The sequence below is a fragment of the Mycobacterium sp. 050272 genome, from assembly GCF_039023525.1.
Classification (GTDB): domain Bacteria; phylum Actinomycetota; class Actinomycetes; order Mycobacteriales; family Mycobacteriaceae; genus Mycobacterium.
In genome coordinates this window covers 1-14,191 of sequence record NZ_JBCHKV010000037.1, presented here as the reverse complement: position 1 = coordinate 14,191, position 14,191 = coordinate 1, and the positions used below count along the sequence as shown (strand labels likewise).

12 protein-coding genes are annotated in these 14,191 nt (G+C 62.9%); 2 read left to right on the top strand and 10 right to left on the bottom strand.

The genetic code is table 11. From position 1 onward, the window contains the following. The first annotated feature begins 201 nt into the window (after positions 1–201). Positions 202–405, top strand: coding sequence for a hypothetical protein (locus tag AAHS21_RS31260; RefSeq protein WP_342931187.1), 204 nt, complete (start codon positions 202–204; stop codon positions 403–405). A 239-nt stretch (positions 406–644) separates the two neighbouring features. Here the strand turns inward: AAHS21_RS31260 and AAHS21_RS31255 are convergent, their stop codons facing one another. The 10 genes from AAHS21_RS31255 to AAHS21_RS31210 form a co-directional block, all read right to left on the bottom strand. Further along, on the bottom strand, positions 645–1,352 hold the full coding sequence (locus tag AAHS21_RS31255; RefSeq protein WP_342931186.1) for a hypothetical protein: 708 nt from the start codon (positions 1,350–1,352) through the stop codon (positions 645–647). 62 nt (positions 1,353–1,414) lie between these two features. Further along, positions 1,415–2,158, bottom strand: a complete 744-nt coding sequence (locus tag AAHS21_RS31250) for an Mce protein (protein WP_342931185.1) — start codon at positions 2,156–2,158, stop codon at positions 1,415–1,417. Next, positions 2,122–3,594: an MlaD family protein gene (locus AAHS21_RS31245; protein WP_342931189.1), complete on the bottom strand. Its 1,473-nt coding sequence runs from the start codon at positions 3,592–3,594 to the stop codon at positions 2,122–2,124. Before AAHS21_RS31245 ends, AAHS21_RS31250 begins: the two co-directional genes overlap by 37 nt. A 1-nt stretch (position 3,595) precedes the next feature. Beyond that, a complete protein-coding gene (locus AAHS21_RS31240; protein WP_342931188.1) occupies positions 3,596–4,723 on the bottom strand; it encodes a virulence factor Mce family protein in 1,128 nt (375 codons plus the stop codon). Positions 4,724–4,752: 29 nt separating this feature from the next. Further along, on the bottom strand, positions 4,753–6,102 hold the full coding sequence (locus AAHS21_RS31235; RefSeq protein WP_342931184.1) for a virulence factor Mce family protein: 1,350 nt from the start codon (positions 6,100–6,102) through the stop codon (positions 4,753–4,755). Beyond that, the gene (locus AAHS21_RS31230; RefSeq protein ID WP_342931183.1) at positions 6,099–7,442 is read right to left on the bottom strand and encodes an MCE family protein; all 1,344 of its coding nucleotides are present in this window, start codon (positions 7,440–7,442) and stop codon (positions 6,099–6,101) included. Before AAHS21_RS31230 ends, AAHS21_RS31235 begins: the two co-directional genes overlap by 4 nt. After that, positions 7,439–8,467, bottom strand: a complete 1,029-nt coding sequence (locus AAHS21_RS31225) for an MCE family protein (RefSeq protein ID WP_342931182.1) — start codon at positions 8,465–8,467, stop codon at positions 7,439–7,441. Before AAHS21_RS31225 ends, AAHS21_RS31230 begins: the two co-directional genes overlap by 4 nt. 43 nt (positions 8,468–8,510) lie before the next feature. Next, the gene (locus AAHS21_RS31220; RefSeq protein WP_342931181.1) at positions 8,511–9,983 is read right to left on the bottom strand and encodes an MCE family protein; all 1,473 of its coding nucleotides are present in this window, start codon (positions 9,981–9,983) and stop codon (positions 8,511–8,513) included. Between the two features lie 5 nt (positions 9,984–9,988). Next, positions 9,989–10,843, bottom strand: coding sequence for an ABC transporter permease (locus AAHS21_RS31215; protein ID WP_342931180.1), 855 nt, complete (start codon positions 10,841–10,843; stop codon positions 9,989–9,991). Beyond that, a complete protein-coding gene (locus AAHS21_RS31210) occupies positions 10,840–11,616 on the bottom strand; it encodes an ABC transporter permease (RefSeq protein ID WP_090423354.1) in 777 nt (258 codons plus the stop codon). Before AAHS21_RS31210 ends, AAHS21_RS31215 begins: the two co-directional genes overlap by 4 nt. Before the next feature lie 1,614 nt (positions 11,617–13,230). On the opposite strand from AAHS21_RS31210, the gene AAHS21_RS31205 reads away from it, so the two are divergent. Beyond that, positions 13,231–13,860 carry a TetR/AcrR family transcriptional regulator gene (locus AAHS21_RS31205; RefSeq protein ID WP_342931179.1) on the top strand — a complete coding sequence of 210 codons (630 nt, stop codon included), beginning with the start codon at positions 13,231–13,233 and terminating at the stop codon, positions 13,858–13,860. Positions 13,861–14,191: the final 331 nt, after the last annotated feature.

Here is a 14,191-nt window from a genome sequence, read left to right as displayed (position 1 = left end):
TCTCTGGGGTAGGGCTTGGGCACGGGAACATCCTTCCAGCCGGCCCCAGCGGGGCAAGCCAACTCAGATGTCACCTATCCGTGCAGCAGACCCCCTCGCCGAACGGGTCGCCGTGCACTTCCTCTGGGCTCGCGTCGACGCACGGCTGCCCGATCCATAACAACGCCGCGAATGGGAGCAAATATATGGACGCGAGCGCCAATGCGCAGGTTTGATGCGCTCTACCAGGCCTATGTCACAGGCGATCTCGCCGCGTTCGACGCATACACCGATTCGGTGTGGGACGAAGTCGACAACAGCGAGCGATCTGGTGTGTACCGCGGCAAGCAGGCGATCCTCGAACACGCCATGCAGCTGGCGGTGCTGACCGATGGGACGATCGCCACGAAGGTCAAAGAGATTTGACCAGGCGACAATTATGTCGCCCTCCTTGAGCGTGCCGCCGCGCACCGAAAAGGCCGCGTGCTTGATATGGACTGCGAGAAGACCAAAGTACGCGACATCATGGACTGAGCCTACGCGCCGCCCGTGAAATCGGGTCCCGGCCCGAAACCGCTGTTGCACGGGACACTTCCAGGGATGATCGACACAGTCGATGCCCCTGTGAGGGCCACGCTGAGATATCCGCCTATGCCATCCCAGCCTTAGACTGGGTCGAACGCGGAGATCAGCCAGCGGTCGCCGCTTTTGTCCAAAGTCACCCGGACAGTGGATGCGGTGTCCGTGGGCGCATCGTTACCAACGGTCACAGTCTGGTTGACGAACACCAGGGCGACCGCGTGGTTTGGAGTCGCCGACACCGACGCCGCGGCGGGAACGGTGGCGATCGCCGAGACGTGGTCCTTCTTGGCGCCTGGGATCACGACGTCGTGGACTAGTTGCGTATAGGAGTCCTTGAAGGTGCCGGTCAACCGGTTGCGGGCGGACCCCAGGTCTTTCTCGACGGAATCAGGCTGGTAGGACAGTAGCGCAACCGTAGATTCCTTGGCCGCTGCGACCGACTCGATGCTGGCGGCCCCAGAGCTGTGGATCCGCGCGTCTTGCCACTTCAGGAAGCCGACGGCCGCCGCGATCAGCAACGCTAGGGCAGGCAGCACCCCAAACACCAACACCCGGGACCATTTAATTCTGCGCTTACGTGCCGGGAACTTAACGTCTTTCGCGTCCTCGGCTTCGGTGTCCTCATCCTCGGAAGACGCTTCCCCTGACTCAGGAACGTCTTTTGTTTCGCTGGTGTCGTGGGCGTCACCGGTCGCCTGAGGTTCGTCTGTTGCGCTTGCGGCCTGGTCAATTGTCTGCTCGGCGATCTCGGCTCCGTTCTGATCGGTCACGGAATCGGTTTCAACCCTCACTGAGATGATTCCTTTTCTGGTCTGGCGTATCGGTGGTCGGTGCTTGCCGGCCTGCGTCTTGCTCATGGCACAAACTCGACTTTGGAGATTTTCGTGTCATTGCCGACCTTTTGCACCGAGATTCGCATTCGCCAATGTCGCGGATCCTGCTCTGCCGCACCGAGGTTCGACGTCTTAACGGACACGGCGACCAGCACTTGGGCTTCGTTGCCCGATCGGGACTCCAAACCCGCCTCGGTGATTGTTCCTACCGACTTCGACTGCGCCTTCTTGACGACGTCGATGAAGGGCTTAGATCGATTGGAGAAGTCGTCGTAGAAAGTGCCTGTCGCCGAGTCCAGAATGCGCTGTATGTCGGCATCGGCGTGCTGCCAGTCGACCGTCGTCAGGTTCAGCGCTCCTTGCCTCGCGACCCGAACCAACAGCTCGCGCTGCTCTTGGGCCTGGTGTGACTGATAGATCCGGAAACCGAACCAACCGGCCAGCGCCCCCAAGGAGACAACTGTGACCAACCCCAACACCGTTGCCAGCCCTACCGGCGACATCCGCTTCTTGACCGGCACCGCGTCTTCCGAGGCATCGTCGACTTCGTCATCAACCGCGGCGTCGTAATCGTCGGCCTCATCGGCCAGACCTTCCGCCGCCTGCTCCGAGGCGGGTGCCGCCTGGGCGCTCTTCTCGTTCGAGGTGACCTGGCTGGGCGATTCCGACGAACCCTCGCCGGTGTGCCCGGCCGATGCGGGGGGTGCTTCTGCCAGGTCAGTCTCGCTCAGTTCCTCTTGGGAGGCGTCAGCATGCTCTGCCATGTTTGCTCCTTCGTAGCCCCGTGGGCCAGGTTCGCTTGGGTGTACATACGCCCGTCTGGTCCCACGTACATGCCGGTCGCCGGGTCATATTGGACGGCCGCAATCGGGAGTGGTGGAGGACCCGGCGGCGACGGTGGTGGGGCCTGCCCGGGCGGCTCCTCTCCTGGCCTGAACTGCGGGACACCCTGACCGGTATACGTCGCGTTTGGATCACCCTTCCAGTTGAAGCCGTCGTTCAGGGGAACGTAGGTCTGGTCGCTTTCGCACATCTTCACGGTCGGCGCGCGCTTGCCGGGACGGGTCTCACACGGCAGATTGCGCGCGCCGCGCACGTTGAGCATCGAGTCTTGCGGCACCCGGCAGTATAGGTCGCCTTTAGGCGGGTCCGGGGAGTCCTCGTAGCTGGCGGCCCGCTGCTGCTGGACTGGCAGGAACCCCGTGGTGCATGGCGGCGGCCAGTTGAGGTTCAGGTTGAAGCTGAGGTAGGCACCCAGGTAACCCTGTTTGGTGTTCCTATTGGCCATCCCGCTCGCTTGGACGTCGGCCACCCCCTGCGGTAACTCCACCAGGAGAGCTTCCAGGTTGTCTCGGTAGGTGACCCCCACCTGCCCGACGCTGACAAGATTGGCCAGCACGATCGGCAACGTGGGGTTCAGCCGGTCGAACAACTGCCGGGCCTCGGCAGCCGCTGGGCCGCCCGTGTGAAGCAGGCCCGCGAGCGACGAGTCGTTGTCGCGAAGCTGCGACGTGATGGTCCCCAGGTTGGCGGCCCACGCCCGCACCGCATCCGATGACTGGACCTGGCTGTCGAGCACCGGCTTGGACTGGTCGATCACGGCGACGAGCGCGTCCAGGTTCTTGCGGGCGCCGATCGCCAGATTGGTCGTTCCTTTGACCAGCCGGGACAGTTCCGGACCAAGCCCGCCGACGGCGATATAGGAGTCGTCGACCACCGTTTTGAGGTTTTCGCGTGGGATCGCCGTCAGGCCGCGATTGGTCGCCCCCAGCAGCGAGTTGATGTCCGGCGGAACATAGGTGCGGTCCACGGGGATCACATCGCCGTTTTTCAGCGACGGCCCTTTCCCGGTGCGCGGCAGCAGCTCGACATATTGCTCGCCGACCGCCGACACGCTGTGCACCTGGGCGCTGAGATCGGCTGGGATGTGAACATCAGAATCCAGCTGAAGCACCGCCTCGGCGCCACTACTGGTTAATCGCACGTCCCGCACCCGACCCACCTCAACTCCTCGGTAGGTGACGTTGCCGCCTGAATACAGGCCGCCGGCCTGGGGCAGCTGCACTGTGACCGTGTAGCGGTCGACCCCGAAGAAGACGGTCGGGACCTGCATGTAGTTGAAGAACATGATGGTGCCCGCGATCAGGCTGACAACCGCGAAAACCAGCAGCTGGATTTTGATACGCCTAGTCAGCACGATGTCAGCGTCCCTGGTCGAAGTGGTAGGGGACAACCAGCGGGTTGCCGGGGTTGTATGGGCCGCCAGCCATGCACGGGCTGGGCATCTGGCCGATGGTGCGGCCCCACTGCAGCTCCAGCTCGGTCAGATTGCACTCGAACCGGGTGCCGGTGAAAAATGACGAGTCGAGCCGGCTCAGCGTCAGGTCGATGACGGCGGTCAGGTTCGCATAGTCGCCGCGTATCCATTTGCTGAGTGTGCTCGTGGGGAACGGGAAGGTTCCGAAGAAATCCAGCGAGCGGGTGAGCGCGGGTCCGGCATCGGCCAGCGACTGCAGCACCGGGCCGAGGTCGTTCAGCTCCTTGACCAGGTTTTCCTTGGTCTTGTTAACCGAGTCAGCGGCAAGTGCGCCGAATTTGCTCACCTCACCCAGCGCGTCGGCGATGGTTTCCCGCTCGTCTTTCAGCACGGCCAGCGCGTCCGGGATGGTCTTCAACGCCTTGTCGATCACCGGCTTCTGGTCGGCGAATTGACCAACCAGGTTGTTCAGGCTGTCCGTTGCGGCGATGATGTCCTCTTTTTGGTCGTTGAGGTAGCCGACGAACTTGTCGAGCTGTCCGAGCAGGCTTCTCAGGTCGTCCTCGCGGCCGGTGAAGGCGGTGCTCAAGGCCTTGGTGATGTCCTGGATCTGGCCTAGGCCACCGCCGTTGAGCAGCAGCGAAAGCGCGGCCAGCGTCCGTTCGGTTGACGGGTAGGCGGCGGCTGACGACAGCGGGATCAGTGACCCGTTTTTGAGCTTGCCTTCGGACGGGACCCCGGTGGGCGGCGCCAGTTCGACGTGCACCGAACCCAGCAGGCTGGTCTGGCCGATCGTGGCCGTTGCGTTGGCCGGCAGGTCCACGTCACCGTTGACCTTCATGGTGACCAGCGCATGCCAGCCCTGAAGCTCGATGTCGGTCACGTTGCCGACGGTGACATCATTGACCCGAACCCGAGAATTCCGTTCCAGATTTTGCACATCGGTCATCTGCGCTTGGATGGTGTACGAACCTGGGCCACCTCCCTTCGTTCCCGGCAACGGGAACGAGTTCGCGCCGCGGAACCCGCAGCCGGACAGCGCTGCCACAGCAAGCGCCGCCACCAGTCCCATGGCTGCGCGCGACAAGCGTCGTGACCGGCTCACTGTCCACCTCCGGGCGGCACCATCATTCCGCGCAGGCCGTCAGCTGGATTGGTCTGCACCGGTTCGGCGACCGCCGGCGGTGGCGCCTCCGCCGGCATAGGCGAGGTTGTGGCCGCCGGTGGGGTGTTTGCCGGCGGTGGCGGGTCGGCGGGGGCGGGCGCTGCTGGCCGCGGGGGAACATAGTCGGGCCGCAGCCAGTCCTCGCTGTAGGTAATTTCGTTGGGGCGCGCCGAGGTTCCAACGAAAAGATTCTGGCCCAGCGGAGGGAAGTTGTACTGACGGTTCTTGATGATCGGCGCCAGATACTGCACACAGAGTTTCGCTGAATCTTTGGCGCCCCGACGCGATGCCGCCTGCACCGCACTGCACAGGAACTGGATCGGGTTGGCGAAGTTGTTCAACGCCAACATGCCGCTCAACGTGGCCTGCGCGGGTTGGTAGATGTTCAGGAAGTTTTGGAACGTTGTCGGGGCAACGTGCAGAAGTTGTTTGACGTCATCGAGGCTGTCATGCAGCGCCTGTGACACCGACGCCAACTTGTCCGAGGTGGTACCCAGCGACTCTCGATTATCGGCCACGAAGTCTCGCACGTCGTCGGCCACCTCGTTGAGATTGCGTACCGCGTTTCCGACCTCGTTGGGATCGTTGGCCAACAGGTTCGTCACCGCGGCCAGGTTCTGGTTCAGTTGCCGCAGCAGGTCGCTGCTGTCATGCAGCGCGGACACCAGGATCGACACATTCTTGACAGTGGTGAACAGGTCGTCGCTGTGGTCGCCGAGCGCCGAAATCGCCTGTGACAGCTTGATGATGGTGTCACGGATGTCTGGGCCCTGACCGCGCAAGTTGTCGGCTGCGGTGTCGATGAACTGCCCCAAAGTGCTGGTTCCGCCTTGTTTGGTCGGCTGCAGTGTCTGGGTCAGCTTCTCCAGCTGCTGGCGCAAGTCGTCGTATTCCACCGGAATCGCGGTGCGGTCCTGCGGAATCACCGTACCCTCGGTCATCACCGGCCCGCCCGTGTAGGCAGGCGTCAACTGAATGGATCGCGGCGTCACCAGGGACGGCGACAGGATCACTGCTTTGGCGTCGACGGGCACCTTGTATTTGTCGGCGTACCAAAAGGTGACCTTGACGCGGCCGGGCTGTGGTTCGATTTTCTCGACCTTGCCGACGCGCACGCCGAGAATAACGACGTCGTCCCCACTGTAGAGGCCGGTGCTGTCCGCGAAGTATCCGGTGACAGTGGTGCGGCCGATGCCGCCGGCCGACCGCACCACCGTGACGATGCCGCCGATCAGCAGCAGCACCAGCGCGAAGGCCAAGCCGATCTTGGCGGTACGTGAGTTCACTGTCCACCGCCTTCACCCGGCTGCGGCGAGCCTGAAGGCACTGCGGTGCTTCCCGGCGGCGGCGTGGATTGTCCCGGGCCGGAAGGCATCACCGCGGGCGGTCCTGGCGGCGGCCCGCCGGGTGGCGGCGCGGGTGGTGGCTCCCGATACGGGTAGCAGCCAGGGCCGGGCAACGCCACGCCGGGCAAACCGCACGGATGGTCGCCAGGGTTGCCGGTAATGGCGTCGGGGATGGTCATGCGCGGTTCCCCGCCCTGGCCGGTCCGCGGGTACGGCATCGGCAGCGGCGGTGTTCCCGGCTGGCCGACCTGCGGGTCAGCGCGCTGCGTGGGCAGCAGCACGTTCGGATCCAGACCCAGGTCGGAAAAGGCCGCGTCGATGAACGGCTGCACGAACTGGCCGGGCAGCAGGTTGGCGAGATAGGCTTTGAAAAACGGCCCCGATGACACCGATTCACCGAGCCCCAAGGCATATTTGTTCAGCCCTGCGAGCGCCTTCTGCACGCGTTCTTTGCGGTTGTCGACGACGGCTAACACCCCGTTGAGCTTGTCCAGCGCCGGCTTAAGCGTGTTGCGGTTCTCGGCGATGAAGCCCTTTACCTGCCGGGCCACCGCAGAGAGATTGCTGGAGAGCTGGTCTAGCGCGCTGCTCTGGCTTTTCAGTTGCACCAGAAGCGCGTTGGTGTTAGCCACCAGGTTGACGACTTCGTCGCTGCGTTCGGCCAGCACCTTCGTCGCTTTATTGGCGTTACTCAACAGGTTTCGCAGCTGGGTGTCGCGTTCGTCTAGTGTCTGGGAGAACCGCGCCAGCCCCTGCACCGCAGCCTTCAGATCGGGCGGGGTATCCGAGAAGGTGTTGGCCAGGACGGCCAAGGAGTTGGACAGTTGATCGGTGTTTAGCCCGCTGATGGTTGTGGTGAGGTCGCCCAGCGCGTCGGGCAGTTGGTAGGCCGGTGTGGTCCGGTCGAGGGGTATCGGGCCGGTCAGTTGCCCCTCCCCGCGGGGGGTGACCTCAAGGAGTTTTGTGCCGAGCAGGGTCTTCAATTTGATTGCTGCCTCGGTGCGGTCACCGAGGCGCACGTTGCCGGCGACGTCGAACTTGACCAGCACCCGCGGTCCATCCAGCTCGACACTCGAGACTTGGCCGACCCGGAGACCCGACACCTGAACGGCGTTGCCGGGTACCAAGCCGCCGGCCTCGGCGAAGTATGCCGAGTAGTTCTTGCCCGTGTTGAAGAACGGCAGCTTGTCGTAGTTCAGCGATAGCAACATGACGGCAAGGATGACGCCGATGCCGATGGCGCCGATGATCAACGGGTTGCGTTCGGAGAGGGCTTTCATCGCGGCGTGCACCTTCCGGTGGACTGGCCGGCGAGCTTGACGTACACCGGTTGACCACCTTTGCCGTTGACCTTCAGTACGAGGTCGCACAGATAGAAGCTGAAGAAGTCTCCGTATATGCCTTGCCTGTCGAGTAGTTGGACCGCGTCGGGCCAAGTGTTGAGGTAATTATCGACGAAATCGCGATCGGCTAGCACGGTTGCGGCGGTCCGGTCTGTCTCAGCGACAACCTTTTTCAGCGGCGGGCGGGCGTGTGCCAGCAGGTCGGCGATCGACCCGGCAGCGGCGTTGGCGTAGGCGACCCCGTTGCTGATGTCCTGCTTGCGGGCTTTAAGGCCTGTCACGAGGTCAGATAGTGAGTCGACGGCCTTGGCGAACTGTTTGCTCTGGCCGCTGAGTGAACCGAGCAGGGTGTTCAGGTTGGTGATGACTTGACCGATCAGTTGATCCCGGTCGGCGAGGGTGTTGGTCAGGGCCGCGGCCTGGGCGAGAAACGAGCCGATCGTGCCGCCCTGCCCCTGGAAGGCCGAGATCAGTTGGCCGGTCAGCTTGTTCACCTGGTCTGGGTCCAGCGCGCGGAACAAGGGCCGGAAGCCACCGATCAGCGCATCGAGGTCCAGCGCCGGCTCGGTTCGGCTCAGCGGGATGGTCCCGCCCGGATGAAGTCTCTTTACTCCCCCGGAGCCCTCCTCGAGTGCCATATATCTGCCCCCGATGAGGTCGGCGAAGCGGATGGCGGCCCTGGCGCCCTCGGTGAGCACCACCGAGTCGGCTGCAGTGAACTCGACGAGCACAGTGGAGTCGGGCTGGATAGTGATGTTTTGGACCTTGCCAACCTCGACACCGGCGATGCGGACGAAGTTGCCGCCCTCCAGCCCGGACACGTTCGCGAACACGGCCTTATAGGTCTTGTCCGGCTGGAAGCGTAACTGGCCGAAGACGGCGACTAGTGCAAACACCCCGACCAGGCACACGACCAAGTAGATGGCGAAGCGCCATGTGGCACCTACCAAATTCTCTCGCATGTCTGCCTTCCTCTATGGGTTCTGGTGCCTGCGTGTTCGGCCGTCAAGGTGCAGGGGCAGACGGCGGCGGTACACACTGCTGGTTGAGCACTCCGCAAGTTGCTTGCACTCCGGACGGCACCGGGGGCACGAACGGTTCGGAGCCCGCCGGCGGGGGACCGGTTTCTGGTGGACTGCCCGGCGGAGGCGCCGGCGGCAGGCCGGGATATAGCGGCGTTCCGTCCGGGGCGTAGAGCTGCGCACCGTAGGGTGGGGCGCCGGGGTAGGGCACGGGCCCGGGTGCCGGGTCTCCGGGATGGCGGATGCTGGGCGGTTGGGGTGTCCCTCTGGTGACGGGGAAGTAGTCGACGTAGCCTGGGAAGCCGATACCGGGGTTGGGTCGCATATCTAGTCCGGTTCCCCACCCGGAGCCGGTGACCAGGTAGCGCTGCGGAAAGTTCTTCGCAACGTCGGGCAACGATCCGCATCCTGGCTGGCCGCCGGGGCCACCCTTGATGTCGTTGATCGGCAGATTGTCCGGATAGCGGTACACGTCGTCGCCCAGCAGCAAAGCGGTGTCCAGTATCTCGGAGTATCCATTGGCGCCGCCGGAAGAACTGACGGCGCCGAAATCGAGGGCGATTTTCCCGCCGATCAGCATGCAGGTCAGTTCCGGGTTGTACTTCATCAGCAGGCGCGTGGTGGACTCCAGCAGATTGATGGCGTGGACAAGGTTGTCCTTGTTCGGGCCGATCAGGTTGGTGCCGCTGCGGGAAAGCCCGGTGACGGTGAGCAGCAGTGAGTCAAGTTGCTTGGCGTTGTCGGTGATCGTGGTGCTGGTCGTGCTGGCGGCATCCAGCACCGTCACGATGTCGCGTGCGGCGGCGCTGTAGGTGTCGCTGAACCCTTTGAGGGAGCGGTAGTCGGCCCGGATGGTCTCGTTGCGGGGATTGATCGCCATCAGGACCTGGTTGAGGTCGGTGGTGGCCTCCCCGATGGTCTCGCCCTTGCCACGGAACCCGTCGGCGAGCGCCGTGAGCACAGCATTCAGTTTGGTGACGTCGATCTGATTCAGCACACCAACGAGGTTCTCGAATACCGTGTTTACTTCGGTGCTCACGTTGCGCGATGTCACCACCGCGCCCGCCGCCAGCGGTTTCGGGCTTGGGTTGGCGGGGGTACGCAGGTCCACGTACTTGGCGCCAAACGCCGTAGTCGCGGTGATTTCGGCGGTGACGTTGGCGGGAATGAATTTGAGCTGCTCGGGGTACAGCTCCAGTTGCAGTTTCACCGGATCGCCCGGCTGAATCGACGAAACCCGGCCAACCTGGACGCCGCGCAACTTCACTATGGCGCCGGGTTCCATGACCAGTCCCGCCCGGTCAGATGTCAGGGTCACCCGCGCATAGGGCCTGAAGTCCCTTTTGAACGCGCCGATCGTTAGCGCAGTCAGCGCTGTGATGACGGCGATGAGGATAAAGGTCCACAATGCCGGATGCAGGCCAGCCTCGCGCCATTTCCGTTTTGTCGTCTCCATCGCCGCTACCCGGACAGGTGGAAGTTGCCGGTCACACCGTAGGCGGCCAGTGCCACCGCCAAGGTCACTGCCACCGCGACGACCAGTGAGGCACGCACCGCACGACCGACCGCCTCACCGACGCCGGCCGGCCCGCCCGAGGCGTTGAAACCGTAATACGTGTGCACCAGCATGATCGTTGTTCCGGCGGCGATGACTTGCAGCAACGACCAGATGAGGTCGGTGGGTTGAAGGTAGGTATGGAAGTAGTGGTCATACACGCCGGCAGGCTGGCGGTAGAAGAAGATGATAAGGCTGCGCGTGGCCAGAAACCCGGAGAGCGCCGCCATGCACCACAGCGGAACCACGACAATTACACCCGCCACCACACGTGTGGATACCAGGTAGGTCATCGCGCGGATGCCCATCACCTCGAGCGCGTCGATTTCCTCGTTGATCCGCATGGCGCCCAGCTGCGCAGTGGCACCGGCGCCGATTGTGGCCGCCAAGCCGATATCGGCGATCAGCGGCGAGGTGATACGCGTGTTGATGTAGGCGGACGCGAAACCGTTCAACGCCTGCACCCCGACATCGGACAACGATCGGTTTAGCTGGATGCCGACGAGTCCGCCGGTTGACATCGTCAAGGTGGTGATGATTACCACGGTGCCGCCAATGATGGCCAACGCGCCGACGCCCAGACTCATGTTGGCGATCAAGCGCAGCGTCTCGACCCTATAGCGCATGATTGCGTCCCAGATGAAGCCCAGGGCTTTGACATAGAACGCGGTCTGGCTTCCGAGCCGGTTCCATCCGCCGACAAAACCACGCACGCTGTTCGTCAGCCGCGGCAGCCTGTTGGTCGCTGGGAAGGCGGTCACATCGTCGCCTTCGCGGTAATCGCGGTCAGCACCACGTTGATCACGAACAACGCCATGAAGGTGTACACCACGGTTTCGTTCACCGCGTTGCCGACGCCTTGCGGACCGCCGCCCACGGTAATGCCCTTGTAACAAGCGATAAAGCCGGCAACAAGGCCGAACAGCATCGCCTTGGCGAAGGCTATGACAATGTCGGTAAGCCCGACGAGCAGCGTAAGGCTCGCCGCGTAAGAGCCGGGATTGACATGCTGAAAGTACACCGAGAAGAAATATTCGGTTATCAAGCCGACGATGGTAATGATGGCGTTCAGTAACAACCCGTTGAGCCCCAACGCCAGCACCCTGGGCACCAGAAGTCGTTGCGCCGGGTTGATTCCCATCACCTTCATCGCGTCGATTTCTTCGCGGATGGTGCGAGCGCCCAGGTCGGCACACATTGCGGTCGCGCCGGTCCCAGCGACTACCAACACCGCCGTTATCGGGCCGAGGTAGACAATCGCGGCTAGCGCAGCGCCAGACCCCGAGGCGTCGGCAGCGCCGATTTCGACGAGCAGGACGTTGATGATGAATACCGTGAGCGCGTTCAACGGGATCGCCAAGAAAACGGCCGGGGTGGCCGACACTCGAGCCACGAACCAAGCCTGATGGATGAACTCACGCCAGGCAAAGGGCGGACGGACCATCTGCACCAGGATTTCCAGCGAGAGCGCGAAGAAGCTGCCGACCTCCCGCAGCGGCTTGCCAGCGGAAGCCGCCCAGGGACTAGTACCCAGGAACGTCTCGACCCGCGCCGGCCCGCCGGCGGCGGCCGCAATAGGCTCCGTGTCCGTCTCCACCACTAGCGCACCCACTGGTGTCTAATCTCTGCCGACATTAGACCGATGAAATCCTCCCCGCAGCGGAAAGACAACCCGCTGCCATCTAATGGTGTGGCCCACAGCACAGCGGGACGCTACACCATGACATTGAGACAGGGCAACATAGAAATCGCCCATTCATAACAATCCAGCTCAGTGGACGCCTGTGCAACTATCCCGGTTTGCTGTGCGATCCGACAATTTTGGCGTGAATGTCGCAATCTCTACGATCTAGGCGACCCCGTGGCCTTGGCTCTCTACACTGCCAGGTAGCGCTGTCCACCTCGGGACCACGTAAATACCGCTTTGTGGCGCGTGGCCGACTGGGTAGAGGCTTTCTGCGCGTCGCTCGTTCAGTGCCTGTTTCGGTGCGACGGCTCTGCGGCTGACTTGTTTGCTGAAGGCAACTCGCTTTCGCGCATCTAGCTGCGATGAGATTCACAAAAATTAAACCAATGACGTTCGCAGAATCATTTCTTACCGTTACAATTTCGGATTTATTCACCGACTGGTAAGCGGCGCCTTTCGCGAAACTGCTCGAAGCGCCTGCGGCTTGTCTTTGTCGCGCATCGTATACAAATGAAGCAATAAAGATATGCCGACGTACATCAGACCAAATGGGCGGTGATGTATGCCTCGCAGTGCTATCCCAACAGCCCGGTCCTGAGCGGCGCCGGGTGCACGACTGGGCGGCCCGCCAGGTCGCAAGTCCGCCACTGACCTCGAAGCCGTCGGCTCGTGTCGATGCACTGCCGAAGCCGTGACCAGCGCTTGTGCGCGGCGGCAAGCCCGAGAACTTGACATCGGTCGGTGCGGCCCCGACTCCTCCGAAGCGCCGAACGTGATTATGTAGTGCATCTCCACAACTGCCAACATCGCCCCGAGCGGGCCGGGCAATTAATCGCTGCTCGCCGCTAGCCAGGCGGCCCGTCCGGGCTTTACCGCGCCGAGGGCGACGGCGGTCCTGTGAGCACGAAAGGCGCTGGCCTTGTTCACCTCAGCAAATTATCTATCTATATATCGGGTTGTATCATTAGTTCATTTTTCGAGCGTTGCTGAAGAATCTCAAGGGATCTGCCAGGTACCGAACCGCAGTAAGTCGCACTTGCTGCTCGACGGTTGCTACCCGGTTACCTGGTCGGATATAACGTCGGTGGTATGTATGCCGCGTCGTCCTGATTGCCGGTTAGCCTGGGGAAGGCGCTCGGGTGATAGCGGAGCTTAACTTGCGGCGAACTGAGCACGGTGCAGACTGCCTGGTGCGATTGAGCTGCCACTGCCGGTCAATCGTCAAGCCGGGTACCGATTCCGGCCAGCCGCCACTGGTACCGCCACGTGGTAGGTGTTGGCCGGTACCGGTTGTTGCTGATCACGTTGCGTCAGTGAGCAGTCGCCGACCTGGGACGGCCGGCGGCGCTGTGGGGAGCCGCCGCAGACCGCGTTCCCCACGGGCGAAAGCAGCTACCGAGCGGCAGTCAGGCTTGTCGTTATCGCGCCAACTGTATGCCGTGGACGCCGTAGTGTGCTGTTGTGGCCGCTCACCCCAGAGAACGTCGTGTGATTTCGGGCGGCGCCGACTCGAGTGCGGACGAGGACGAGGCGCGCGAACGGCTGCTGACCGCAGCCGATGCTTGCTACGCCGAGAAGGGGCCGGTACGTACTCGGATGGGCGACATCGCCCGGCGCGCGGGTGTCCACCGGTCAACGGTGTACTACCACTTCCCGAATAAGGACGCACTGCTGGCGGCCTCCTTTGTGCGAGTGCTGGCCGCCACCCTGCAAGCCGTTGAGCAATGCTGGCAGACTGACGAACCCTTCCTGGCTCAGCTCGTCGCAGCATGCCTACGGGGGATCGACATCGCCCGCAGCTCACCGATAATGCGATCATTAGTTGACGACCACCAAGCCCTCGGTGCTGCCTATCACGCCGCCGAAGGCTCTGAGTTGTGGAGAGCCAGCCTCGCTGACGCGCTCGTACGGCGCCTCGAGGTTGCCGCCGCCGCCAGCGAGATTCGCCGCGATCTTCCGGCCGACACCCTCGCGCGCTGGATTGTCCGCATTAACTTCAGCCTCATTGCTGAACCCGCCACGCCTGAAGACGGTGGTGACCAGGGCGTGCTGCGCAACCTGCTCGTCGCCTCGCTAAATCCTCGGCCGTAGCTTCGTCGGCGACCTCAACTCACGCCTGTGGCGGCTGGCCCGTCAGCGCCGTCTGCACTGTTGCTGTCCGTGCTTGCCAGGATGAGGGGACTATCCGTGTCGCAGCGCCGAGCCGAAAGCACCTATTTAACAGCGGGATTCATGTTCGTATAGCGCTGCTCCTTGGCGGGCCGGGACGCGACGTCGACACGGTCCGACAGCATCAATCGCCAACCATGAAACTCGGCTGATCACCCTGATCGCGCTCATCGAAAGTCCTCAGGTGTGCTCGCCGAAATTCCTCACCTGTGAGCAGCAGTCAGTGTAGTTGTTGGCGGGTGCCGGTGGTGGT

Coding starts and splice junctions, on each gene's coding strand:
- AAHS21_RS31260 (WP_342931187.1), top strand. CDS start 202: ATGCGCAGGTTTGATGCGCTCTACCAGGCCTATGTCACAGGCGATCTC.
- AAHS21_RS31250 (WP_342931185.1), bottom strand. CDS start 2,158: ATGGCAGAGCATGCTGACGCCTCCCAAGAGGAACTGAGCGAGACTGAC.
- AAHS21_RS31240 (WP_342931188.1), bottom strand. CDS start 4,723: ATGGGACTGGTGGCGGCGCTTGCTGTGGCAGCGCTGTCCGGCTGCGGG.
- AAHS21_RS31230 (WP_342931183.1), bottom strand. CDS start 7,442: ATGAAAGCCCTCTCCGAACGCAACCCGTTGATCATCGGCGCCATCGGC.
- AAHS21_RS31225 (WP_342931182.1), bottom strand. CDS start 8,467: ATGCGAGAGAATTTGGTAGGTGCCACATGGCGCTTCGCCATCTACTTG.
- AAHS21_RS31220 (WP_342931181.1), bottom strand. CDS start 9,983: ATGGAGACGACAAAACGGAAATGGCGCGAGGCTGGCCTGCATCCGGCA.